Source organism: Streptomyces sp. ERV7 (assembly GCF_001653515.1).
GTDB lineage: Bacteria > Actinomycetota > Actinomycetes > Streptomycetales > Streptomycetaceae > Streptomyces.
Window position 1 is genome coordinate 867,642 of the sequence record NZ_LYOY01000051.1, and the last position, 24,625, is coordinate 892,266.

General features: G+C 73.0%; 20 protein-coding genes. 13 read left to right on the plus strand and 7 right to left on the minus strand.

Translation table 11 applies throughout. From position 1 onward, the window contains the following. Positions 1 to 5: 5 nt before the first annotated feature. Genes A8W25_RS26825 through A8W25_RS26835 form a run of 3 tightly spaced genes read left to right on the plus strand, consistent with a single transcriptional unit; the run spans position 6 to position 3,804 of the window. A complete protein-coding gene (locus tag A8W25_RS26825) occupies positions 6 to 1,322 on the plus strand; it encodes a cation:proton antiporter (protein WP_067165990.1) in 1,317 nt (438 codons plus the stop codon). Then, positions 1,319 to 2,578, plus strand: coding sequence for a cytochrome P450 (locus tag A8W25_RS26830; RefSeq protein ID WP_067165993.1), 1,260 nt, complete (start codon positions 1,319 to 1,321; stop codon positions 2,576 to 2,578). Before A8W25_RS26825 ends, A8W25_RS26830 begins: the two co-directional genes overlap by 4 nt. Further along, positions 2,575 to 3,804, plus strand: coding sequence for a cytochrome P450 family protein (locus A8W25_RS26835; RefSeq protein ID WP_067165995.1), 1,230 nt, complete (start codon positions 2,575 to 2,577; stop codon positions 3,802 to 3,804). Before A8W25_RS26830 ends, A8W25_RS26835 begins: the two co-directional genes overlap by 4 nt. A 112-nt stretch (positions 3,805 to 3,916) precedes the next feature. Here A8W25_RS26835 and A8W25_RS26840 read toward each other — a convergent pair whose 3' ends face one another. After that, on the minus strand, positions 3,917 to 4,633 hold the full coding sequence (locus A8W25_RS26840; protein ID WP_067165998.1) for a flavodoxin family protein: 717 nt from the start codon (positions 4,631 to 4,633) through the stop codon (positions 3,917 to 3,919). Between the two features lie 109 nt (positions 4,634 to 4,742). Further along, entirely contained in the window at positions 4,743 to 5,252 is a 510-nt protein-coding gene (locus A8W25_RS26845) for an Asp23/Gls24 family envelope stress response protein (protein WP_067166001.1), read from the minus strand. 282 nt (positions 5,253 to 5,534) lie between these two features. On the opposite strand from A8W25_RS26845, the gene A8W25_RS26850 reads away from it, so the two are divergent. The 3 genes from A8W25_RS26850 (at position 5,535) to A8W25_RS26860 (ending at position 9,670) form a co-directional block, all read left to right on the plus strand. Continuing rightward, entirely contained in the window at positions 5,535 to 7,085 is a 1,551-nt protein-coding gene (locus A8W25_RS26850; protein WP_067166003.1) for an FG-GAP-like repeat-containing protein, read from the plus strand. A 215-nt stretch (positions 7,086 to 7,300) separates the two neighbouring features. Then, a complete protein-coding gene (locus A8W25_RS26855; protein WP_107470797.1) occupies positions 7,301 to 8,497 on the plus strand; it encodes a glycoside hydrolase family 64 protein in 1,197 nt (398 codons plus the stop codon). A gap of 123 nt (positions 8,498 to 8,620) precedes the next feature. Next, the gene (locus tag A8W25_RS26860) at positions 8,621 to 9,670 is read left to right on the plus strand and encodes a glutathione S-transferase family protein (protein ID WP_234386594.1); all 1,050 of its coding nucleotides are present in this window, start codon (positions 8,621 to 8,623) and stop codon (positions 9,668 to 9,670) included. 12 nt (positions 9,671 to 9,682) lie between these two features. On the opposite strand, the gene A8W25_RS26865 is transcribed toward A8W25_RS26860, so the two are convergent. Beyond that, a complete protein-coding gene (locus tag A8W25_RS26865; RefSeq protein WP_067167286.1) occupies positions 9,683 to 10,849 on the minus strand; it encodes a serine hydrolase domain-containing protein in 1,167 nt (388 codons plus the stop codon). Between the two features lie 191 nt (positions 10,850 to 11,040). On the opposite strand from A8W25_RS26865, the gene A8W25_RS26870 reads away from it, so the two are divergent. Then, positions 11,041 to 12,579 carry a beta-ketoacyl-[acyl-carrier-protein] synthase family protein gene (locus A8W25_RS26870; RefSeq protein ID WP_079126417.1) on the plus strand — a complete coding sequence of 513 codons (1,539 nt, stop codon included), beginning with the start codon at positions 11,041 to 11,043 and terminating at the stop codon, positions 12,577 to 12,579. Positions 12,580 to 12,674: 95 nt separating this feature from the next. On the opposite strand, the gene A8W25_RS26875 is transcribed toward A8W25_RS26870, so the two are convergent. From A8W25_RS26875 to A8W25_RS26885, 3 genes are all read right to left on the minus strand, one after another. After that, positions 12,675 to 14,990 (minus strand): glycosyl hydrolase family 18 protein, encoded by a 2,316-nt coding sequence (locus tag A8W25_RS26875; RefSeq protein ID WP_067166008.1) that lies wholly within the window; start codon positions 14,988 to 14,990, stop codon positions 12,675 to 12,677. Between the two features lie 121 nt (positions 14,991 to 15,111). Beyond that, the gene (locus A8W25_RS26880; protein WP_067166010.1) at positions 15,112 to 15,969 is read right to left on the minus strand and encodes an alpha/beta fold hydrolase; all 858 of its coding nucleotides are present in this window, start codon (positions 15,967 to 15,969) and stop codon (positions 15,112 to 15,114) included. After that, a complete protein-coding gene (locus A8W25_RS26885; RefSeq protein WP_067166012.1) occupies positions 15,962 to 16,555 on the minus strand; it encodes a TetR/AcrR family transcriptional regulator in 594 nt (197 codons plus the stop codon). The genes A8W25_RS26880 and A8W25_RS26885 overlap by 8 nt, the downstream gene beginning before the upstream one ends. Before the next feature lie 194 nt (positions 16,556 to 16,749). Here A8W25_RS26885 and A8W25_RS26890 point away from each other — a divergent pair, with 194 nt between their 5' ends. The 6 genes from A8W25_RS26890 (at position 16,750) to A8W25_RS26915 (ending at position 23,708) form a co-directional block, all read left to right on the plus strand. After that, the gene (locus A8W25_RS26890; protein WP_067166015.1) at positions 16,750 to 17,106 is read left to right on the plus strand and encodes a hypothetical protein; all 357 of its coding nucleotides are present in this window, start codon (positions 16,750 to 16,752) and stop codon (positions 17,104 to 17,106) included. Between the two features lie 34 nt (positions 17,107 to 17,140). Beyond that, a complete protein-coding gene (locus tag A8W25_RS26895) occupies positions 17,141 to 18,988 on the plus strand; it encodes a cation acetate symporter (RefSeq protein ID WP_079126418.1) in 1,848 nt (615 codons plus the stop codon). A gap of 85 nt (positions 18,989 to 19,073) precedes the next feature. Further along, entirely contained in the window at positions 19,074 to 19,973 is a 900-nt protein-coding gene (locus A8W25_RS26900) for a LysR family transcriptional regulator (protein ID WP_067166018.1), read from the plus strand. A 117-nt stretch (positions 19,974 to 20,090) separates the two neighbouring features. Next, positions 20,091 to 20,273 (plus strand): 4-oxalocrotonate tautomerase DmpI, encoded by a 183-nt coding sequence (gene dmpI / locus A8W25_RS26905; protein WP_067166020.1) that lies wholly within the window; start codon positions 20,091 to 20,093, stop codon positions 20,271 to 20,273. A gap of 142 nt (positions 20,274 to 20,415) precedes the next feature. Then, on the plus strand, positions 20,416 to 22,104 hold the full coding sequence (locus A8W25_RS26910) for an AMP-binding protein (RefSeq protein ID WP_067166023.1): 1,689 nt from the start codon (positions 20,416 to 20,418) through the stop codon (positions 22,102 to 22,104). Then, positions 22,101 to 23,708: an AMP-binding protein gene (locus tag A8W25_RS26915; protein WP_067166025.1), complete on the plus strand. Its 1,608-nt coding sequence runs from the start codon at positions 22,101 to 22,103 to the stop codon at positions 23,706 to 23,708. The genes A8W25_RS26910 and A8W25_RS26915 overlap by 4 nt, the downstream gene beginning before the upstream one ends. A gap of 36 nt (positions 23,709 to 23,744) precedes the next feature. On the opposite strand, the gene A8W25_RS26920 is transcribed toward A8W25_RS26915, so the two are convergent. After that, positions 23,745 to 24,428 carry a hypothetical protein gene (locus A8W25_RS26920; RefSeq protein WP_067166028.1) on the minus strand — a complete coding sequence of 228 codons (684 nt, stop codon included), beginning with the start codon at positions 24,426 to 24,428 and terminating at the stop codon, positions 23,745 to 23,747. Between the last annotated feature and the right edge of the window lie 197 nt (positions 24,429 to 24,625).

Here is a 24,625-nt window from a genome sequence, read left to right on the forward strand (position 1 = left end):
CCGACGTGCAGACGCATTTCCTACTCGCCGCACCCGCCGCGCCCTCCACCGGACGGTTCCTCCTCGCCCTCGCCGTCATCCTCGCGGTGGCCTTCGCGCTGGCCCGCCTCGCCCAACGCGTGCGGCAGCCCGCGGTGATGGGGGAGATCGTCGGCGGCATCCTGCTGGGCCCGAGCCTGCTCTCCCTCTTCCCGGGCGACCTGGAGACCCGGCTGGTCCCGCCCTCGACCCTGTCCTACCTCCAGCTGCTGTCCCAACTGGGCCTGGTGCTCTTCATGTTCGGCGTGGGCTATCAGTTCGACATCGGGCATCTGCGCACCCCCACCGCGAAACGGCAGGTGGCGGCGGTGTCGCTGACGTCGGTGGCGCTGCCGTTCGCGCTGGGCGTGGGCCTCGCGTACGGGCTCTACTCCTGGCTCAGCAAGTCCGAGCTGAAGACGGACGGACCGCTGGGCCCGGCGCTCTTCCTCGGCGCGGCGATGTCCATCACCGCCTTCCCGGTCCTCGCCCGCATTCTGGCCGAACGCGGTCTGTACAAAGACCCGTTGGGTGCGATCTCGCTCGCCTGCGCGGCCGTCCAGGACTTCCTCGCGTGGTGCATCCTGGCGGCGGTGGTCGTGGTGGTCCGCGCGAGCGGGCCGTGGCCGCTGGCCCGGATGGCCCTGGAGTCGGCGCTGCTGCTGGCCGCGCTCGTCCTGCTGGTACGGCCGGGCCTCGACTGGCTGCTCGACCCGGCGAGACCCTGGGCGGGCGGCACCGCGCTCACCCACGCCGTCCTCGTCGTCGGCGTCCTGCTGAGCGCCGTCGCGACCGAGGAGATCGGTCTGCACGCCGTCTTCGGCGCGTTCGCCTTCGGCGCCGTCGCCCCGCACCGCCGCATCGACGAGACGGCCCCGCAGGTCCCCGAGCGCATCGAGCAGACCAGCCTGCTGCTCCTGCCGGTGTTCTTCACCGTCACCGGCATGTCCGTGGACGTCTCCGGCCTCGGCGGCCGGGGCCTGGTCATGACGGCGGCCGTGCTGGTGGCCGCCTGCGCGGGCAAGTTCACCGGCGCCTTCGGCGCGGCCCGCCTCACCGGTGCGACGCCCCGCGAGGCGACGGCCCTCGGGGTGCTCCTGAACTGCCGGGGCCTGACCGAACTGGTCATCCTCAACGTGGGCCTGGGCCTCGGCGTCATCGACACCCGCCTGTTCACGGCGATGGTGCTGATGGCGGTGGTCACGACGATGATGACGGGGCCGCTGCTTGAGCGGGTCCGTCCGGCGCGGCCACCGGCCCCCGGACGGCCGTCGGAGGTGCGGCCCGCGCTGGAGGCCGGATGAGGGGCGGCGGGGCGTTTCGGGAGGCCTACCCCGCCCCCGCAGCCGCCTTCTCGCTCTCCGCGCCGGTGCGGCTGTGGGAGGACGGCTTCGCCGCCGACCCGCACGCCTACTACGCGGCGCTGCGCGCCCAGGGCCCCGTCGGCTGGGCCGAACTCGCCCCGGGCGTCCCCGCGTACGTCGTCACCGACCGGCGGGCCGCGCTCGACCTGCTGCACGACAGCGACACCTGGTCGCACGACCCGAGGCCCTGGGAGGCCACGGTCGCCTCGGACTCGCCGATCCTCGGCATGATGCGCTGGCGGCCCAACGCCCTGTTCGCGGACGGCGACGCCCACATCCGCTACCGGCGCACCCTGCTGGACGCCTTCGACCTGGTCGAGCCGCACGACCTGCGCGAGCGGGTGCACCGGGCGGTGGACATCCTGGTGGGCCGGTTCGGACCGGCCGGGCGGGCGGACCTCGTCACGGAGTTCGCCCGGCCCCTGATGGCGCTGGTCTTCAACAACCTGTTCGGCCTGCCCGACAGCGAGAGCGGCCGCCTCAACGACTCGCTCGGCCAGATGATGGAGGGCGGCGAGCAGGCGGCGCAGGGCGAGGCCGAGTACGGCCGCTACGTCCTCGAACTCGTCGCCGCCAAGAGCGAGCGGCGCGGCGACGACCTCACCAGCCGGCTCCTGGACCACCCGGCGGGGCTCACCCCCGAGGAGGTCACCTGGCAGGTGTTCCTGACCCTCGGCGCGGGCCACGAGCCCACCGCCAACCTCGTCTCCAACGCCCTGTCGCGCATCCTCGGCAACCCCGCCTACTACTCCACCCTGACCAGCGGCTCGCGCCCGGTCGCGGACGCCGTCGCGGAGGTGCTGCGGTACGAGACGCCGCTCTCCAACTACGGCATCCACTTCGCCCGGCAGTCGCTGAGCTTCCACGGGGTGTGGATCCAGGCCGCCGTGCCGGTGGTCGTCTCCTACGGCGCCATCGGCCACTTCGCGGAGCACGACTTCGCCGGGGCGCACCACCCGCACGACGCCTCCCATCTGTCCTGGTCGGCCGGCAACCACGGCTGCCCGGTCAAGCAGCACACCCTGCTGATCGCCACCGAGGCCATCGAGCGGCTCACCCAGTGGCTGCCCGACCTCGGCCCCACCACCGAGCGCGGGCGTCTGACCTGGCGCCCCGGCCCGTTCCACCGTTCGCTCACGTCGCTGCCCGTCCGCTTCACCCCGCGCACCCCCGACCAGCCAGGAGAACGAGCATGACCCCGTCCACGCGAGTGCCCCTCGACCCGTTCGGCGCCGACATCCCCGCCGAGAGCGCCAGGCTGCGCGCGCTCGGCACGGTGGTGCCCGTCGAGCTGCCAGGGGGCATCCCCGCCTGGGCGCCCACCGGTTACGACACCCTCAAGTCGCTGATCCTCGACCCCCGGGTCAGCAAGGACCCCCGTCAGCACTGGGGGCTGTGGTCCGAGCTCGGCGAGCACCCCGACTGGGGCTGGATCCTGGGCTGGGTCGGCGTGATCAACATGCTCTCCACCTACGGGGCCGACCACACCCGGCTGCGCAAGCTCGTCGCCCCCAGCTTCACCGCCCGGCGCACCGAGGCGATGCGCACCCGGGTGGAGGAGATCACCGCGGAGCTGCTCGACGAGCTGGCCGAGGCGGCCGCCTCCGGCGAGCCGGCCGATCTGAAGGCGGCCTACGCGCACCCGCTGCCGATGCGGCTGATCTGCGAACTGTTCGGCGTACCGGGCTACTTGGTCAAGGACATGGCCCGGCTGATCGCGGCCATCATGGACACCTCGGACCCGAGCCCCGAGCACGCCGAGTCCGTCCAGAAGCAGATCGCCTATGTGCTGCCCGCCCTCATCGCGTTCAAGAGCGAGGTGCCGGGCGACGACATGACCACCGAGCTGATCAAGGTCCGGGACGAGGACGGCGACCGGCTCAGCAACGAGGAGCTCGTCTACACGCTGCTGCTCGTCATCGGCGCCGGCTTCGAGACGACGGTCAACCTGATCGGCAACGCCGTCGTCGACCTGCTCCACCACCCCGACCAGCTCGCCGCCGTCCGCTCCGGCGAGATCAGCTGGGACAACGTGATCGACGAGGTCCTGCGGGTCCACCCGTCGATCGCCACCCTGCCGCTGCGCTTCGCCGTCAGCGACATCACGGTCGACGGGGTCACCATCCCGGCGGGTGACGCCATCGTCACCACCTACGCGGCGGCCGGCCACGACCCGGCCCACTACGGCGAGAACGCCGGAGCCTTCGACGCCACCCGCGCCGCCGACGACCACCTGGCCTTCGGCATCGGCGTGCACCGCTGCATCGGCGCACCGCTGGCCCGGATGGAGGCGCTCACCGCGCTGCCCGCCCTCTTCGACCGCTTCCCGGACCTGCGACTGGCCGCGCGGCCGGACGAGTTGAGCCAGGTGCCGTCGTTCATCGCCTTCGGCTACCAGGAGATCCCGGTCGACCTCGGCTGAGCGGACAGCGGCGGCGGGCGGCGGTCCGGACCCCCGGTCCGGCGGCGCCGTACCGCTGCGTTTCGGACGATCTGAGCGGTCCCGGCGCCGGTGGCCGGCCGGGGCCGCGCGGTCACCGGTGCTCGGGGTTGGCGAAGTCGTCCCGGCAGCCCGCGTCCCAGGCGGAGCGCTGGTTGCCGTGCGCGGGGATGCCGCCCGCCCGCTTGAGCAGCGCGGCCAGGTGCATCAGGTTCCAGCTCATGAACGACGTGTTGCGGTTGGTGAAGTCGTTCTCGGGGCCGCCCGAGCCCGGGTCCAGATACGACGGGCCGGGCCCCGCCTCACCGATCCACCCCGCGTCGGCCTGCGGGGCGATGGTGTAGCCGAGGTGCTGGAGGCTGTAGAGGAGGTTCATGGCGCAGTGCTTGACGCCGTCCTCGTTGCCGGTGATCAGACAGCCGCCGACCCGGCCGTAGTACGCGTACTGGCCCTGCTCGTTGAGCAGGCTGGAGCAGGCGTAGAGCCGCTCCACCACCCGCTTGGCCACCGAGCTGTTGTCGCCCAGCCAGATGGGCCCGCACAGCACCAGGATGTCGGCCGCCATCACCTTCTCGTACAGCTCCGGCCAGGCGTCGCTCGCCCAGCCGTGCGCGGTCATGTCCGGCCAGACCCCGGTCGCGATGTCGTGGTCCACGGCGCGGACCACCTCCGTGGCCACCCCGTTCCCCTCCATCACCGCGCGGCTGCGGTCGATCAGCCCCTCGGTGTTGCTGACCTCGGGGGAGCGTTTGAGCGTGCAGTTGACGTAGAGGGCGCGCAGGTCGTCATAGCGGTACGGCGTCGGGGCCATCGGCTCTCCTCGGGGCGGTGGGAGTCCTCCCCAGCCTCCCGGGTCGGGGGCCGCCGGGCCACCTCGGCGGCCCCGAACGAATGAGCCGGGCCCCGGCGGCCCGCTCCCGCTACTGCACGCGCACCTCGGAGGCGTCGGAGGAGCCGTCGTCCGGCAGGTGGACGTCGTCGACCGAGATGTTGACCTCCACGACCTCCAGACCGGTCATCCGCTCCACCGCCGCGATCACGTTCTCGCGCACCTCGGCGGCGACCGCCGTGATGCTCACCCCGTACTCCACCACCACGTCCAGGTCGATGGCGGTCTGCCGCTCGCCGACCTCGACCTTCACGCCCCGGCTGACGGCCGCGCCGCGCGCCCTCGGCACCCGGTCGCGCATCGCGCCGATGGTACGGGCGAACCCGCCGCCCAGCGCGTGGATGCCCGGAACCTCGCGCGCGGCGAGGCCGGCGATCTTCTCCACCACGCCCCCGGCGATCGTCGTGCGGCCCCGGGTCGCGGGTGGCTGACCGGCACCGCTCCGCGCGGTCTGCAGGGTGGTGCCCGAAGTACCGCTGCGGTATTCGTCGGTGTCGGGGGTCTCGGGCTTCTCCACGGCAGAGCTGATCGGCTCCGTCATCCGAAGCCACCTCCTGGGGTCGGGGTCGGTGCGCGGGGTCCGCGCGTTCTCGTCCTGCGAGTACCGTGCGCGCGGCTCGTCATGCGGGCAAGGGGGCGTTCCCCGCCTCTTGTTCCTTGTCCAGCGCGCGTCAACACGGGCGCCGTCCACTGCTCCGGCCGGGTTCTCCTGCTGTACAAGAACACGCGAGACGGTGGTCGGGAGTGATCCCATGACTGCCGTGGCAACTGATGCCCCGTCAAGACAAGGCGTCACCGGCGCCTTTTCGGCTGGAGGAAGATCATGAGACGTATCCGGTTGACCCGCTGTCTCCTCGCCCTCGCGGGCGCTCTCTCCCTGGCGACGCTGCCCGCGAGCCCCTCGGCCGCCGACCACAAGGGCACCCCGGTCCTGCGGGTGATGCCGCTTGGCGACTCGATCACCTGGGGCGGCGGCAGCCCCACCCTCTCCTCGTACCGGCGCCCGCTCTGGCAGATCATGCGGCACGAAAGCCGCTACACCGTACGGTTCGTGGGCTCCAAGGCCTCCGGCAGCTTCGCCGACTTCTCCAACGAGGGCCACAGCGGCTATGTCATCGACCAGCTGACCGCCGGCATCGACGGCTGGATGGCCGGCGCCCGGCCCGACGTCGTCCTGCTCCACGTCGGGATCAACGACATCGCCAGGGGCATCGACCTGCCGCACGCCCCCGACCGCCTCGCCGCCCTGGTCGACCGGATCTACGCGGACAAGCCGGGCGTCACCGTCCTCGTGATGGGCCTCATCCCCACCACGAGCGGACTGGAGGAGCCCGCCAAGGCGTTCAACGTACGGGTCAAGGAGCTGGAGGAGACCGAGACCGAGGCCGGGCAGAAGTTCCGCTATGTGGAGCCGCCCGCGCTGACCCCGGCCGAGTTCGTCGACCAGCTGCACCCCAACGACGCCGGATTCCGGCGGATGGCCTGGTCCTTCTTCAGGCCCCTGGACGCGGTGTGGCGCGGCGGCTGGGAGCCCGGCGGCCCCGCGCTCGGCGCGGGCACCGAGGCGGGCGGTGCGGGCCCGGTGCGCTGGGCGGACCTCGACGGCGACCGCCGCATGGACCGGTTCACGCTCGACGGGCACGGCGGTGTCTTCGTGCACCTCAACCGGGGCGGCGCAGGACACGGCGGCTGGAAGCCGCTCGGCCGGGTGCTGGGGGGTCTGCCCGCCGACCCGGCCCGGGTGCGGTTCGCGGACTTCGACGGCGACAGCCGTGCCGACTGCGTCACCCTGGACGAGAGCGGCGCCGTCTCCGTCCGCCTCTACCGGGGCGGCGACGGTCACGGCGGCTGGCAGCTGCTCGGACACGTCACCGGGGGCAGCACGGCGGACGCGGGCCAGGTGGTGTTCGCGGACTTCGACGGCGACGGCCGGACCGACTACGTCACCCTCGGCTCCACCGGCGAGGTACGGGTACGGCTCAACCGGGGCGGCGACGACCGCGGCGGCTGGACCGACTGGGGCCGGGTCGCCACCGGCGTGACCGCCGACGCGAGCCGGGTGCGCTTCGCCGACCTCGACGACGACGGCCGCCCCGACTACAGCGTGGTGGCGGCGGGCGGCGCGGTCCGCTCCTTCCTCAACCGGGGCGGCGACGGCCGGGGCAGCTGGGTCGACCTCGGCAACACCACCACCGGCTTCACCGAGGACGCCGCGCGGGTGTCCCTGGCCGACTTCAACGGGGACGGCAACGCCGACTACGTCCTGGCGGGCCCCTCGGCCACGGCGGCGTCCGTGTACACCTGGGCGGGCGGCGACGGTCACGGCGGCTGGGTCGCCCGGGGCCCGGTGGTCTCGGCGGCAACAGGCTCTTAGGGCCGCGCGGGCACGGGGGTGGGCGGCGGGGCCACGACATCAAGTGAACGGTCCGGCCCCGTCAACACCCCTGATCCTTCAAGGAAGTTGACGCACCCTCATTGACACATCTGGTCCGGGCCACGATTCTGAGAGCGCTCTCACGAGGTGGAAGAGATGATTCCTCCTTGCGGCGCCCCCCACGTGAACCACCGGATCCGATGAGGAGTTGGAGCGTGTCTGCCCAAGGAAAGCCGCTGGCGCCCCTGGTCGCCGCGTTGCTCGTGGCAACGGGGTTCACGGCCACCGGTGCGGCCACCCCCGCCACCGCCGCCGTGCCCTCGACCATCCCGCTCACCGTGACCAACAACTCCGGGCGCGGTGAACCCCTCTACGTCTACAACCTCGGAACGCTGCTCTCGACCGGCCAGCAGGGCTGGGCCGACGCCAACGGCACCTTCCACCCCTGGCCGGCCGGGGGCAACCCGCCCACCCCGGCGCCCGACGCCTCGATAGCGGGACCGGCGAACGGGCAGTCGACGACCATCCGGATGCCCAAGTTCTCCGGCCGCGTCTACTTCTCGTACGGGCAGAAGCTCGTCTTCAAGCTCACCACGGGCGGTCTGGTGCAGCCCGCCGTGCAGAACCCGGGCGACCCGAACCGGAACATTCTCTTCAACTGGTCCGAGTACACCCTCAACGACGCCGGACTGTGGATCAACAGCACCCAGGTCGACATGGTCTCGGCGCCGTACGCGGTCGGAGTGAAGGCGGCCGACGGCGGCGTCAAGTCGACCGGGCACCTCAAGCCCGGCGGCTACAACGGGTTCTTCGGCGCGCTCAGGGGCAAGCCGGGCGGCTGGGCCGGCCTCGTCCAGACCCGCCCCGACGGATCGGTGCTGCGTGCGCTCGCCCCCGGCCACGGCATCGAGTCCGGGGCACTGGCGAAGACCGTCCTCGACGACTACATCAACCGGGTGTGGCAGAAGTACAGCACCTCGGCGCTGACCGTCACGCCGTTCGCGGACCGGCCGGACACCAAGTACTTCGGCCGGGTCTCCGGCTCCACGATGAACTTCACCAACAGCGCGGGCGCGGTCGTCACCCGCTTCCAGAAGCCCGACTCCGACAGCGTGTTCGGCTGCTACAAGCTGCTCGACGCCCCGAACGACCTGGTGCGCGGCCCGATCTCGCGCACGCTCTGCGCGGGCTACAACCGCTCCACGCTGCTGGTCAACCCCAACCAGCCGGACACCGGGTCCGGCGCCTTCTACCAGGACGCGGTGACCAACCAGTACGCCCGTGAGATCCACGCCCGGATGGCCGACGGCAAGGCGTACGCCTTCGCCTTCGACGACGTGGGCAACCACGAGTCGCTGGTGCACGACGGGGATCCGAAGCAGGCGTATCTGACGCTCGACCCGTTCAGCTAGGGCCCGCCCCCGACGAGGGACAGAAGTTCGACCGGGCGGCTCATCCCGTGGGAGATCTCCCGTCGCGGGGGAAGGCTCGCAGTCAGTACGCCAGTACGCGAGTCCAGCGGGAAGGAGACGGGGATGAGCCGCCCCGAGGAGAGCGACACGGCGGGCATGGAGGGCACCGGCGGCAACGCCGGGTACGGGAGCAGGCCGTTCAAGCGCTCGCACAGCCACTTCGTCGACCGCGTCACGCGGGACGGCCGCGACGGCTGGCCCGTCGAGTACGGCCGCTACCGGCTGGTCGTCAGCCGGGCCTGCCCCTGGGCGAGCCGCGCACTGGTCTCCCGGCGGCTGCTCGGCCTGGACGACGCGCTCTCGCTCGCGGTGGCCGACCCGATCCAGGACGACCGCAGCTGGCGCTTCACCCTCCAGCCGGACGGGCGCGACCCGGTGCTCGGCATCCGCTATCTCGGTGAGGCGTACGAGGCGCGCAAGCACGGCTACTCGGGCGGCGTCAGCGTCCCGGCGATCGTGGACGTGCCCAGCGGGGAGCTGGTCACCAACGACTTCCAGCAGATCACCCTCGACTTCGCCACCGAGTGGCGCGAGCTGCACCGGGCGGGCGCGCCCGACCTCTACCCCGAGGAGCTGCGGGACGAGATCGACGAGGTCATGGAGGGCGTCTACCGCGACCTCAACAACGGCGTGTACCGGGCGGGCTTCGCCACCGGGCAGCGTGAGTACGAGGAGGCCCACCGCGATGTGTTCCGCCGGCTCGACCTGCTCTCCGGGCGCCTCGCGGACCGCCGCTTCCTGGTCGGGGACACCATCACCGAGGCGGACATCCGCCTCTTCACCACGCTGGTGCGCTTCGACGCCGTCTACCACGGGCACTTCAAGTGCAACCGGAACAAGCTGGCCGAGGACCCGGTGCTCTGGGCCTACGCCCGGGACCTCTTCCAGACCCCGGGCTTCGGCGACACCGTCGACTTCGACCACATCAAGCGGCACTACTACCTGGTGCACTCCGGCATCAACCCGACCGGCATCGTGCCCGTCGGCCCGGATCTGTCCGGCTGGCTGACGCCCCATCACCGCGAGGAGCTCGGCGGCCGGCCGTTCGGGGACGGCACCCCGCCGGAGCCGGTGCGGCGCGGCGAGGCGGTCCCGGAGGCGGGCCGCCCGTGAGCGGCCCGGGGTTCACAGCGCGCCGTAGACGGCCTCCACGAGTGCCATCTTGCGCGGGTCGTCCACGATGTTGGAGCCCATGCGGTTCATGACGTAGCCGAGGGAGAGCCCCGCCTCCGGGTCGGCCAGGCCGCAGGAGCCGCCGAAGCCGTCGTGGCCGACCGCGCGCGGATTGGGGCCGTACGAGCCGTTGGGGCCGCTCAGCCACAGTCCGAGGCCGAGTTCGCTCTCGTGGGCGAAGCCCGCGCCGATCACCAGGTCGCGGCAGGCGCCCTGGCCCTCGCGGACCCGCTCGGCGGCCTCGGGCGACAGGATGCGGCGGTCGCCGCAGCGGCCCCGCCGGGCGAAGATCCCGTAGAGCGCGGCGATCGCGCGGGCGGTGCCGTGGCCGTTGGCCGCCGGGATCTCGGCGGCCCGCCACTCGGGGGTGTTGGCGTCGGCGGCCCCGGCGAGCGGGTTGGTGAGCGCGGCGGTCGCCACCGGCTCCAACCGGGCGAAGAGCGCGGCCAGTTCGCTGCTGTCGGCGGCCGGCGGATGCACCAGCTCGGCGGCGCGCCCGGCCTCCTTGGCGTCCAGGCCGATGGTGAAGTCCAGGCCCAGCGGCCCGGTCACCTCCCGGTGCAGGAACTCACCGGGCAGCACCCCGGTGACCCGCCGGACCACCTCTCCCACCAGATAGCCGTAGGTGAGCGCGTGGTAGCCGGAGCGGGTGCCCGGCTCCCACCACGGCTCGGTCGCGGCCAGGCGCGCGACGGTGGTCTCCCAGTCGTAGAGGTCGGCCACCGTGTGCGGCTCGCGCAGCCCGGCGAGCCCGGCGCGGTGCGCCAGCAGATGGCGTACGCGTACGGACTCCTTGCCCGCGGCCGCGAACTCGGGCCAGTACGCGGCGACCGGAGCGTCCAGGTCGAGCAGGCCGCGGTCGGTGAGCAGATGGGCGCACAGGGCGGTCGCGCCCTTGGTCGTCGACCACACGTTGACCAGGGTGTCCCGCTCCCACGGGCGGGTGCGGGCGCCGTCGGCCCAGCCCGCCCACAGGTCGACGACGCCGATGCCGTCGACGAGGACGCTGACGGCGGCGCCCAGCTCCGCGCGGTCGCGGAAGTTCTCCTCGAAGGCGGTGCGGACGGCCTCGAAGCCAGGGTCGCAGTGGCCGTGGACCGGCGGCACGGGCTCAGTCATGGAGGGCATGGCCGGACCGTACCGACTGGTCGGACAGTGCGGAAGAGGGCCGGGCGCCCGGCGCGGGCACCGGCCTCCCGAGGTGCTCGTACGAGGTGGGCCGGGCAAGATGTTCCCAGATCGCTTTATCGACTTCGTAGGGCTGAAGTGATGCCCTGGAGCCGTTCACACGTGCGAACCAGGAAGCGGCGATGAGCGAAGAGTCGGTCATGGGCGGGGCGTGCCTGCTCCTGACCACCGGAGAGCTCGTACCGGGCGACGTGGTCGCGACCGGTGTGGACCGCTGGCACGTCGTGGTGCGCACCGCCCCCGCCAGCGAGGCCAGGACCCGGCTCGTGCTGCGCCCGGTGGGCGGCGGCCCCGACCAGGAGCGCCTGCTCGACCGGCGCGAGCGCCAGGTGGTGCGGGTGGGCCGGGTCGACCCCGCCGGCGCCGGGACACCCGAGGGCCCCGGGACGGGCCGGCGCCGGGTCGTGGTGACGGGGCTCGGCGCGCTGACCCCGCTCGGCCCCGATGTGTCCGGGCTCTGGCAGGGGCTGCTCTCGGGGCGCTCGGCGGTCGTGCTGCTGGAGGGGGAGGAGTTCGACGGGCTGCCGGTGCGGCTCGCCGCCCGGGCCGCGGTGGACCCGGCGGACCTGCTGCCCCGGCCCCTGGCGCGGCGGATGAACCGGTCCGCACAACTGGCCGTGCTCGCCGCCCGAGAGGCCTGGCGGGATGCGGGCCTCGACCTGGAGGGCGCCCGCCAGAGCGGGCTGCTGCCCGCCCGTGCCGGGGTGTCGATGGGGTCGATCATCGGCGGTGCGCCGGTGCTCGTCGAGGCCCAGCGGCGGCTGGAGCAGCGGGGCCCGCGCGCGGTCTCGCCGCACACCGCGCCGATGCTGGTGCCGTCCTCGGCCGCCGCCCAGATCTCCATCGACCTCGGCATCCTGGGCGAGGCGAGCACCGTGGTGTCGGCCTGCGCCTCCGGCACCGAGGCCATCGGGCGCGCGGTGGACCGCATTCGCGACGGGCACCTCGACCTGGTGGTGGCGGGCGGCACCGAGGCCGTGATCACGCCCGCGATCCTGGCCTCCTTCGCCGCGATGAGAGCAGTTTCCACCCGCAACGACGAACCGGCGTCCGCCTCCCGCCCGTTCGACAAGAAGCGGGATGGGTTCGTCCTCGGCGAGGGCGCGGGCGTCCTGGTCCTGGAGGCCGAGGAGCACGCCCGGGCCCGCGGCGCGCGCATCTACTGCGAGGCCGCGGGCTGGGGCCTGTCGGCCGACGCCTTCCACATGGCGGCCCCCGAACCCGGCGGACGCGGCATCGAGGCCGCGCTGCGGGCGGCCCTCGCGGACGCGGACGCCACGGCGGCGGACGTGGTCCACGTCAACGCCCACGCCACCGCCACGGTCGAGGGCGACCGGGCCGAGGCACGGGCCCTGGGCCGGGTCCTGGGCGCCCATACGCCGGACGTCCCGGTCACCGCGAACAAGGGCGCGCTCGGCCACCTCCAGGGCGGCGCGGGCGGCGTGGAGGCCATCGCCGCCGTCCTGGCGCTGCGGGACGGACTGATCCCGCCGACGGCCGGGTGCGACGACATCGAGGACGGGATCGCCCTCGACGTCGTGCGCCGCAGCCCGCGCTCGCTGCCGCTGGACGGCGACATCGCGCTCAGCGACTCGTTCGGCTTCGGCGGCCACAACGCGGTGCTGGCCTTCCGGAGCATCGGCTGGCCCGCTGCGTCCTGAGAGCCTGTCTTTGAACCCCCGTTGTCCGCCCGGAGGGCGGGCGCACCGACCGCCGCTGCGCAGGCGGGGGTTCAAAGACAGGCTCTGAGAGCCGGTCAGCCGAGCCCTCCCGCCAGGGCGCTCATCAGGGTGCCGCCGGGTGTGTCGCCCGACATCTCCCAGACCATGGCACCCAGCAGCCCCTTCGATTTCAGGTAGGCCGTCTTCTTGCCGATCGACCAGGTGTCGTCGAAGGTCCACCACTGCCCGTCCGACCCGGTGTAGCCGTAGGTGGAGACCGACTGCTCGTCATGGAACACGGTCAGACCCGGCACACCGCCGATCATGTTGCTGTAGCCGCGCACCCCCGCCTCCTCCGGGAACTGGCCGGGCGCGGCCCCCTTGGCCGCCTGCCACTCGCCGTGCGCCCCGCCGTCGGTGACGCTCTGCCAGCCGCGCCCGTAGAACGGGAAGCCGACGGTGAGCTTGCGCGGGTTGACCCCGGCGTCCAGATAGGTCCGCACGGCCCCGTCCACGCTGAAGTGGGTGCTGTAGGGGTCCTGGGCGTCGGTGTACAGGTTGGCCTGGTGGCCGGTGCGGTCGGGCTCCCAGGAGTTGTCGCTGCCGGCGCCGTGGAAGTCGTACCCCTGCACATTGGCGAAGTCGAGGGACGAGAAGATCCTGCTCAGATCCCAGCCCTGCTGGATCTTCGCCGGGTCGGCGGGAGTGAACGCGGTGAGCAGCCGGTGCGGGCCGCCGAGCGCGTCGAGCTGCTTGCGGAACTCGGCGAGCAGCAGGGTGAGATCGGCCTTGTCGGCCGTGGAGTAGTGGTTGCCCGCGTGGCCGTCGGGCGAGCCGGGCCACTCCCAGTCCAGGTCGATGCCGTCGAAGACCCCGGCGCCGGTGCCCGGGCCGCCCGCGCCGTTGTAGGCGGGCAGATTGCCCTTGATCCACACGTCGACGCAGGACGAGACGAACTTCTTGCGCGAGGCGTCGGTGGCGGCGGCGTCCGTGAAGAACTTCGAGTACGTCCAGCCGCCGAGCGAGACGACGGCCTTGAGATGGGGGTACTTGGCCTTGAGCTTCTTGATCTGGTTGAAGTTGCCGCGGAGTTTGGCGTAACCGTCGTCGGCGACGCCGTCGACCGACTGGGCGGCGGCGAACGGCCGGGCGTAGTCGGCGTCCGCGTCGCCCGCACCGGTGCCCTGGTCGGGGTCCTGCGGGTTGGCGCCCACGCCCTTGGTGACCCCGGCCAGACACGTCAGGTTGACGGGATCGATGTTCTCGAAGGCGTAGTTGACGACATCCAGCTTGGCGGCCGAGCCCGAGGTGTCGAGGTTCTTGACGAAGTACTGGCGGCCGTAGATGCCCCACTGGGCGAAGTAGCCGACCTTCAGGTACTTGCCGGGGCCCGCCTGGTCGTCGGTGGTGACGTCCAGGGCGTCGGAGGCGGGCGAGGCGTTGTCGGCCGCGTCCCGTGCCTTCACCGTGAAGGTGTACCTGGTGGCCGGGGTCAGCCCGGCCACCGTCGCGGCGAGCGTGGTGGCGGGGAGCGTCTGGGAGAGCGCCCCGTCGCGGTACACGTCGTACGCGGCCACGCCGACGTTGTCGCTCGACGCGTTCCAGGCCAGGCCCACGCTCGTCGACGTCCGGCCGGTGGAGCGCAGCCCGGTGGGCGCGGTCGGCGGGGTCGGGTCGGAGGCCGGGTCGGTGGTCGTCACGGTGACCGCCGCGCTCCGCGGACCGGGGTTGCCCCGGGTGTCCCTGGCCCGGACCGTGAAGCTGTAGGCGGTGGCCGGGGTGAGGCCGGCAACCGTGGCGGACGGGGTGGTCGCGGTGGCCACGACCGCGGTGCCGCTCAGTACGTCGTACGAGGCCACCGGGTAGTCGCCGCCGGTCGCGGCGGCCCAGGCGAGCGACACGCTGTGGGCGGTGACCGAGGTGGCCCTGGGGGTGCCGGGCGCGGACGGCGGCGTGTCCGGGGTGCCGTCGCACTTGTCGCCGTTGACCGTGCAGGCGCCGGGCGCGGCGATCGGGCCGTTGGCGACGAACCAGTAACTGTACGGTTCGGTGGTCGAGTTGGCCGGGACGGTGGCGTTGTAGTAGGCGTTCTTCACCGTCACATGGCGGCCGCTGACGGTGGCGTCGCCGTGGTAGTGGCCGCTGATGGAGACCCCGGCCGGGAGGTCGAACTCCAGGCTCCAGCCGGTGACGGGGGCGGAGGTGGTGTTGCGGATGACATACGTCCCCTTCCACCAGGAGCCGTTGTCCTGGCTGCTGAAGGAGGCGGTGAGGCCGCTCGCCGCGTGGGCGGGGGTGGCGGCGAGACCGGTGAGCAGGGCGACGGGGAGCAGCAGCGCGCCCAGCAGTGCGAGGAGTCTTCGGTGGGGCGACGAGCCGGCTGAGGGCGAGGCCGGCGAAGGCGAGGACATCGTTCCTCCCTGCGGTGCCGTGGGGGATGGGACAGGGCGGATCGCTGCGCAACGTAGAAGGTCTGGACCAGTCGGTCAACCGCCTGGTCCAGACCTTTTTTGCGACGCCCTGTTCCGGCCGCTACACCGCGTCCTCGGCCATGGCCGCCGCCAGCGTCCGCCGCAGCACCTTGGCGAACCGCACCGGATGCGTGCTCAGACCGACGTGGCCGCCCGGGAACTCGACGAGCCCGGTGGCGAACCGCTCGGCCAGCACCCTCGCGGGGCGGGCGAGCAGTTGCTCCCGCGAGGCGCGCCCGCACGCCGGGACCAGCCGCCCGGAGTGCGCCGCCAGCGCGTCCAGGTCCGGCATGTGGCCGCTGAACTGGCGCAGTTCGCGCACCAGGAACTGCGGCATGTTCTCGCGCATACGCCGGAAGCGCTCCGCGTCGGCGGGTGTGCCGTCCGGCCCGGCGGCCCCGTCCCGTTCGTCGTCGGGCCCGTCGGCGCCCTCCGGGCCCACCGCGGCGCCCAGCGCGGCCATCGCCGCCTCCAGGCCGTCGCGGCCGAACGCCTCGGCGACGCCCGCGAAGGCCGCCCGCCGGCGGTCCGCGTCGGGCAGCAGCCCCAGCACCGGCGGCTCGTGGGCCACCACCAGACGCAGCCGCTCCGGGTGCCGGGCCAGCAGGTCGAGCGCGATGACCGCTCCCGAGCTGGCGCCGAAGACGAAGGCGGGCTCGGCGGGCGACACCTCGGCGAGCAGTCGGTGCATGTCGTCGCTGTGCACCTCGACCCGCTGGTCGCGGCCCCGCTCACCGGCGGCGCTGCGGGACTTGCCGCGCGGGTCGACGGCGACGACGGTGAACCGGTCGGCCAGGTCCGCCCCCACCAGGTCGAAGGAGGAGGCGTCCCCGCCCCCGCCCGGGATCATCAGCAGGACCGGACCGGTGCCGCGCTTCTCGTAGTGCAGGATCGCGCCGGGTGCGCGCAGTTCAGGCATGGTTCGCTTCCTCTGCGGAGGGGGCCGGCCAGTGTTCGAGGGCGACGTGCAGGGCCGCGACGACCTGCCGCCATGAGGCGTCCACGTCGCGTACGTGGTGGAAGCCGCCCTGGGCCTCGATACCGAGAAAGCCGTGGAAGGTGCTGCGCAGCAGCCGCACCGCGTCGGTCAGGTCCGGCTCGGCGAGCCCGTAGCCGCGCAGCATCCCGTAGGTGATCTCCCCGGTCCGCCGCATCGCGGGCGAGTCGGCGGCGAGCGCCGGGTCGATCCGGATCTGGGTCGCCGCGTACCGGCCCGGGTGGGCGATCGCGTACGCCCGGTAGGCGTCGGCGAACGCCATCAGGGCATCTCGCCCCGACCGGCCCGCCACGGCGACGGCGATCCCGTCGATGAGCTCGCCGCCGGCCAGCAGCGCCACCCGGGTACGCAGGTCCCGCACGTTCTTGACGTGCGAGTACAGGCTCGCGTCCTTCACACCGAAGTGCCGCGCCAGAGCCGAGAGGGTGACGTTGTCGAAGCCCGTCTCGTCCGCCAGATCGGCGGCCGCCGCCGTGATCCGGTCCGCCGTGAGTCCCGCACGCGCCATGCGCCCCGTACCTCCGTAGTCGGTGATGGACGCCCGGAACGGAACCGTTCCTAGGGCTTCTAGGGTAAAACCTAGGATACATAGGTACGTCTGCGCGCACCATCCGCGTCGTGGGCGGGCATGGCGACGCCGCCATGCTCCTGCCGCGCCATCGCGACTAGTCTCTGGCGACACACAGCCTTGGGGAGGCAGCCGTGCCGCAGGAACCGACGGAACGCCGTGTCGTCGTCACCGGGGTGCCCCGGCGCACCCGCGGGCTCAGCGGCTCCCGCCCCCGGACCGAGATCGACGAGCAGACCACCCTCGGCCACACCTATGTGCGCTCCCTCATGCGCAGTCAGCTGCTCGCCGGGCTCACCGTGTTCGCCTTCCTGGTGCTGCTGGTCGGGCCGCTGCCGCTGGTGTTCGCGGTGCGGCCGCAGAACCCCGGGCTCGTCTGGGGCGTGCTCGGCTTCGGCGTCTACCCGCCGCTCGTGCTGCTCGCCCGGTGGTACGTGAAGCGGGCCGAGCGCAACGAACAGGACTTCGCCCGCCTCGTCGAGGACCGCTGACCGCCCGCCCGGCGCCGCCGAGGAACGTGAGAACGTGAACCAGAACTACGCCGTACCGGCCGTGGCCCTCGTGGTCCTCGCCACGGTCCTCGTCGGCGCGCTCGGCCTGCGCATATCCCGGACCACCTCCGACTTCTACGTGGCCTCGCGCACGGTGGGCCCCCGGCTCAACGCCGCCGCGATCAGCGGCGAGTACCTCTCCGCCGCCTCCTTCCTCGGCATCGCCGGACTCGTCCTCGTCCACGGGCCCGACATGCTCTGGTACCCGGTGGGCTACACCGCGGGCTATCTCGTCCTGCTGGTGTTCGTCGCGGCCCCGCTGCGCCGCTCCGGCGCGTACACCCTGCCCGACTTCGCCGAGGCGCGCCTGGAGTCGCGCTCCGTGCGGCGGCTGGCAGCCGCCCTGGTCGTCGGGGTGGGCTGGCTCTATCTGCTGCCGCAGCTCCAGGGCGCGGGCCTCACGCTCCATGTGCTCACCGGGGCGCCGCGCTGGTTCGGCGGCGTCCTGGTCGCCGTGGTCGTCGTCGCCACCGTCGCCGCGGGCGGCATGCGCAGCATCACCTTCGTCCAGGCCTTCCAGTACTGGCTGAAACTCACCGCCCTCCTGGTGCCCGCGCTCTTCCTGGTGCTCGCCTGGCGCGGCGACGGCGCCCCGCGCGACGCCTTCGACGAGCCCGCCGCCTTCCGCGAGCAGCGGGCCGTACGCGTCGACGACACCCTCGACATCAAGCTCGCCGCCCCGCTCACCGTCACCGCGACCGGAACCGTCGACGGCACCCGCCACCAGGACGCACGCCTCCTGCTGCCCGGCGGCACCCACCGCGTCGAGCGCGGCACCCGGCTCGTCTTCGCCCCCGGCGACCCCGTCCCCGGCAGCGACGCGGGCGGCGCGGGCATGTCCACGCCCCTCGCCCACGCCCGCCAGGAACGCCCGCTGTACGCCACGTACGGGCTGATCGTCGCCACCTTCCTCGGCACCATGGGCCTGCCGCACGTGGTCGTCCGCTTCTACACCAGCCCGCACGGCGTCGCCGCCCGCCGCACCACGGTCGTCGTCCTCGGCCTGATCGGCGCCTTCTATCTGCTGCCGCCCGTCTACGGAGCCTTCGGCAGGCTGTACGCGCCCGAACTCGCCCTCACCGGACAGGCCGACGCCGCCGTGCTCGTCCTGCCGCACCTGGTCATCGGCGGAGTCGGCGGCAACCTGCTCGGCGCACTCCTCGCGGGCGGCGCCTTCGCGGCGTTCCTGTCCACCGCGTCCGGGCTGACCCTGGCGGTCGCGGGCGTCCTCACCCAGGACGTGCTGCCGACCCGGGGCGTCCGGCACTTCCGCCTCGCCACCCTGCTCGCGGTCGCGGTACCGCTGGCGGCCAGCGCCCTGGTGGGCGGACTCCCGGTCGCCGACGCGGTGGGCCTGGCGTTCGCGGTCTCCGCGTCCTCGTTCTGCCCGCTGCTGGTGCTCGGCATCTGGTGGCGCGGGCTCACCCCGCCGGGCGCGGTCGCGGGGATGGTGGCGGGCGGCGGCTCGGCACTGCTCGCGGTCACCGCCACCATGGCCGGACTCCCGGGCGGCGGACCGCTGCACGCGCTGCTCGCCTGGCCCGCCCTGTGGTCGGTGCCGCTCGGCTTCCTCACGATGATCCTGGTGTCCCTGGCGACGCCCGCCCGGATCCCGGCGGGCACGGCCGCGATACTGGCCCGCTTCCATCTGCCGGAAGCGCTGTACGCGGGGCAGCGCGGCGGACCCGCCCGATTCGATGGGCGCGTTCTGATGGGTGAGTGCGGAACCGGCCTTTGGCAGGGCTGCCGTTCCGTCGTGGCGCCGCTGGGTGCGACCGCGTCGACGTTATGCCCGCCCGCGGGGCCCGGAGCCGCCTCCTGACGCCGTGTTGACCCCGTTCCGCCCGACTTTGACGGCCCCCTAGCGCCCCCGGTGGCCTCTGCGTCTCCCTCGTTAGAGTCACCGCATGGAACTGCGGCAGCTCAGCTATTTCGTCACCGTCGCCGAGGAACTGCATTTCGGGCGGGCCGCGGAGCGGTTGCACATCGTGCAGTCGGCGGTGAGTCAGCAGGTGCGCCGCCTTGAGCGCGAGCTGGGCGCGGAGCTCTTCGACCGCTCGCCCCGGCACGTCCGGCTCACCGGCGCCGGTGAGCGGCTGCTGCCCGAGGCCCGGACGGTGCTGGCGGCGGCGGAACGGGCCCGGGCCGCCGTGCGCGGTCGCACCGGGCTGCGCCTGGGCACCAGTACGGGGCTCGGGGCCCACCTCGACCGGGTGCTCGCGCGGTTCGGGGAGCTCGCCCCCAAAACCCCGGTCGAGCTGGTGTCGGCGGCGACCCGGGACCGTCTGGAACAGGTCGCGGACGGCCGCCTGGACGCGGCCTTCGTACGGTCCACCGCGCCCGAGGCGGGGGTGCGGATCCTGCCGCTGTGGGAGGACCCGCTGGTCGCGGCGGTCCCGGCGGCGCATCCGCTGGCCCGGGCGGCGGACATCGCGGTCGGCGAGCTCGCCGGGCTCGGGCTGTGCATCACGGCCCGCCGCAACAACCCGGCGCTCGTCGACCTGGTGGTCGGCGCCTGCCACGCCGCCGGGTTCGAGCCGCTGCCGGGGCCGGTGAGCGGCTCGCTCCAGGACACGCTCGCCACCATCGGCACGGGCGCCCGGCCGCTGTGGACGGTGGTGTACGCCGCCCACGCGCGCGTGCTGCACAGCCCCCGGGTCGCCTTCCTGCCGTTCCGCGCCCCGGGCCTCGCCCTGCCGACCGGCCTCGCCGTGCACACGCGCACACCGCCGCCGGACCTCGATCTGCTGTTGACGGCGTGCGAGTCGCCCAAACCTGCTCTGACCAGTGACGATCACGAAAACTGATCGCTGTGGTCGTGGTCTGCTCCTTGGTCGGCGCACCCGGAGGGGATGGACTGGGGTCACGCCGGTGAGCGGCCCGGAAGGACCGGGAAGCCGCCGCCGGCAAGGGAGTTGACCGTCATGCCGATCGTCACCATTCAGCAGGGTCCGCGCGACATCGAGCTCAAGCGGGAGCTGGTGAAGCGGGTCACGGACGCGTTCGTCGACGCGTACCGGATCCCGGCGGAGACCGTACAGGTGTGGATCCACGAGACCCCCGCCGACAGCTGGGGCGCCGCGGGGAAGCTCACCGCGGACAAGTAGGGCCCCGCTGTCCGCCCGGACGTGCTCCGAGGGGGCGGGGGAATCCGCCGCGCGGGCTTCCCCCGCACCCCCCTACGGGGGTAAAGAGGCCTGGTCACACACCGCGAGGTGGTAGAGAGTGGCCAGGCAACGAGGAGGGCATATGGACGCACGTGGCGCCACGGAGGAGTTCCGGGCCGGACGGGACTTCCTGCTGGAGCACCGGGAGGACTACGCGACGGCCTGCCAGGGGTTCACCTGGCCGCGCCCCGAGCGGTTCAACTGGGCGCTCGACTGGTTCGACGTCATCGCCGAGGGCAACAGCGCCACCGCGCTGCACATCGTCGAGGAGGACGGCAGCGAGATCACCCTCTCGTACGCCGAGATGTCCCTGCGCTCGGACCAGGTCGCCAACTGGCTGCGCGCCCAGGGGGTACGGGCCGGGGACCGCGTCCTCGTCATGCTCGGCAACCAGCAGGAACTGTGGATGACCGCGCTGGCCGCGATGAAGCTGCGGGCGGTCGTCATCCCCGCGACTCCGCTGCTCGGACCTGCCGATCTGCGGGACCGGATCGAGCGGGGGCGCGCCCGGCATGTCATCGTGCGGGCCGAGGACGCGGCCAAGTTCGCGGACGTGCCCGGCGGTTACACCCGGATCGCCGTCAAGCCGCGCGGCGCCGACCCCGTTCCCGGGTGGCTGGACTTCGACGGGGCGTTCGGCGCGGAGGCGCGGTTCGAGCCGGACGGTGTCACCCGGGCCGCCGACCCGCTGATGCTCTACTTCACCTCCGGCACCACGGCCCGCCCCAAGCTCGTCGAGCACACCCATGTCTCGTACCCCGTCGGGCACTTGGCGACGATGTACTGGATCGGGCTGAAGCCCGGCGACGTACATCTGAACATCTCCTCGCCCGGCTGGGCCAAGCACGCCTGGTCGAACCTCTTCGCCCCGTGGAACGCCGAGGCCACCGTCTTCATCCACAACTACACACGCTTCGACGCGGCCAGGCTGATGGCGGCGATGGACGCGGCGGGCGTCACCAGTTTCTGCGCGCCGCCCACCGTGTGGCGGATGCTGATCCAGGCGGACCTGAGCGCGCTGAAGACCCCGCCCCGCGAGGTCGTGGCGGCGGGCGAACCGCTCAACCCGGAGGTCATCGAAACGGTCCGGCGCGCGTGGGGCCGGGTCATCAGGGACGGCTTCGGGCAGACCGAGACGGCCGTCCAAGTGGCCAACACCCCGGGCCAGTTGCTCAAGACCGGCTCGATGGGCCGGCCGAGCCCCGGCTACCGGGTGGAGCTCCTGGATCCGGTGACGGGCGAGCCCGGCGCGGTCGAGGGAGAGATCGCCCTCGACCTCTCGGCCCGCCCGGTCGGCCTGATGACCGGCTACCACGGCGACCCCGAGCGTACGGCCGAGTCCATGGCGGGCGGCTACTACCGCACCGGCGACATCGGCTCCCGCGACGAGGACGGCTACATCACCTATGTCGGCCGCGCCGACGACGTGTTCAAGGCCTCCGACTACAAGATCTCGCCGTTCGAGCTGGAGAGCGCGCTCCTGGAGCACGAGGCGGTGGCCGAGGCGGCCGTCGTGCCCGCGCCCGACCCGCTGCGGCTCGCCGTGCCCAAGGCGTACATCGTGCTCGCGGCGGGCTGGGAGCCGGGCCCGGACACCGCGAAGGTGCTCTTCGAGCACTCGCGCGCGGTCCTCGCCCCGTACAAGCGCATCCGCCGGATCGAGTTCGGCGAGCTGCCCAAGACGGTCTCCGGGAAGATCCGCCGCATCGAGCTGCGCGAGGCGACGGCGGCGGGCTCGTCGGCCGAGTACGCCGAGGGGGACCTGCGATGACGGACCTCTCGTACGCCCACGGCACCAGCGGCACGCCGCTGCTCGGCGACACCATCGGGGCCAGTCTGGACCGGGCGGTCGCCGCCTGGCCGGACCGCGAGGCGCTGGTCGACGTGGAGTCCGGGCGGCGCTGGACGTACGCACGGTTCGCCTCGGCCGTCGACGAGCTCGCGCGCGGACTGCTCGGCAGCGGCGTCGGCAAGGGCGACCGGGTCGGCATCTGGGCGGTCAACTGCCCGGAGTGGGTGCTCGTGCAGTACGCCACGGCCCGGATCGGCGCCGTCATGGTGAACATCAACCCGGCGTACCGGGCGCACGAGCTCGCGTACGTACTGAAGCAGGCCGGGATCTCGCTGCTCGTCGCCTCGCAGGCGCACAGGACGAGTGACTACCGGGCGCTGGTGGAGGAGGCGCGTCCGCGGTGTCCGGAGCTGCGAGCCGTGCACTACATCGGGGACGCGTCGTGGGACGGGCTCCTGGCGGCGGGCGCGTCGGTGACCCCGGACGAACTGGCCGCCCGTGGCGCCGAGTTGTCGTGCGACGACCCCATCAACATCCAGTACACCTCGGGCACCACCGGCTTCCCCAAGGGGGCCACGCTCTCCCACCACAACATCCTCAACAACGGCTATTTCGTGGGGGAGATGATCTCCTACACCGAGCAGGACCGGATCTGTGTGCCGGTGCCGTTCTACCACTGCTTCGGCATGGTGATGGGCAACCTCGCGGCCACCTCGCACGGCGCCTGCGTGGTGATCCCGGCGCCGTCCTTCGACCCGGCGGCGACCCTGCGGGCGGTGGAGCGGGAGCGGTGCACCTCGCTGTACGGGGTGCCGACGATGTTCATCGCGGAGCTGAACCTGGCGGACTTCGCCTCGTACGACCTGTCCTCGCTGCGTACGGGAATCATGGCGGGGTCGCCGTGCCCGGTCGAGGTGATGAAGCGGGTCGTCGCCGAGATGAACATGGCCGAGGTGTCCATCTGCTACGGCATGACGGAGACGTCCCCGGTCTCCACCCAGACGCGCGTCGAGGACGATCTGGAGCGCAGGACCGGCACGGTGGGGCGGGTGATGCCGCACATCGAGGTGAAGGTGGTGGACCCGGCGACCGGGGTCACCCTGCCGCGCGGCACGGCGGGCGAGCTGTGCACCCGGGGCTACAGCGTGATGCTCGGCTACTGGGACGAGCCGGAGCGGACCGCCGAGGCGATCGACGCGGGGCGCTGGATGCACACGGGTGATCTGGCGGTGCTGCGCGAGGACGGTTACGTGCAGATCGTCGGCCGGATCAAGGACATGATCATCCGGGGTGGCGAGAACGTCTATCCGCGCGAGATCGAGGAGTTCCTCTACGCCCACCCGAAGATCGCGGACGTCCAGGTGGTGGGCGTCCCCGACGAGAAGTACGGCGAGGAGATCCTCGCCTGCGTCATCCCCCGCGACCCGGCGGACCCGCCCACGCGGGAGGACATCGCGGAGTTCTGCCGCGACCGCCTCGCGCACTACAAGGTGCCGAGGCGGCTGCGGATCCTCACCGCGTTCCCGATGACGGTGAGCGGGAAGGTGCGGAAGGTGGAGCTGAGGGAGGGGTACGGGGAGTAGCGCGTCCGGTGCGGGCCCCCGACTCCCCCGCCCGGCTCAGGGGCCCGTCGCCACCAGCTCGTCCGCCGCGTCGTTGACCGGCTGGGGCGTGCCCGTCAGGTCCATCACGAACAGCGGCAGGGACAACTCGTCGCCGCGGGCCCTGGCGTCCTTGGTGTACCCGGCGAGCGAGAAGTAGACGCCGGTGGCCGAGCCGCTGAGCGCGTTCAGCCACAGGCACTCCACCGCGCGCAGCGAGGCCGGGCGCGTCGTCGGGTCGACCTGGGCGACCAGGCCCGGCCCGCGCAGATCGATCCCGGAGGCCGGGCGCGCCTCGGACTGCAGCACATCGCGGAAGCCGAGCCACCTCAGATAGAGCGCCGCCGCCGTCACCGCGTCCCTGGCGGTACGGATGGTCACCGGCCGGAACGCCGGGCGCGGGGGTGCGGCGGTCGGCGGGACCGGGATGTGGACCGGCAGCGGGACGGGCGGCGCGGTGACCGGCCGGACCGGGATCCGCAGCACGGCGCCGCACGAGCACCCCAGCTCCGGCTGCGGCCACTGGTCCTGCCGCCCGCAGGCGTCGCAGCGCACGACGACCCAGTCCTCGGTCCAGGTGCGATGGGTGATCGGCTCGGGCGAGCCCCCGCGCTGCAGCGGCGGCGCGAGCGGGGCGCCGCAGGGGCAGGGGTAGGTGGTCGCGGCGTACCGGTGCTCACGCCGACAGAGAGGACACCGCACGCCGAGGGTCTCCCGCCCGAGACCGCCTCGGGGCTGCCCTCCGGAGGGGCGCCCGTGCCCGGGACCATCGGCTCCGCCGGGGCCACCGCTGCCGCCCGCGCGTCGGGTCCCGGGCGCACCCTCGGGTGCCCCGCCACGGCCGCCGCCGGGCGATCCCCCGCGCCCGCCGCCAGGCGACCCGCCGGGTCCCTGGAGCC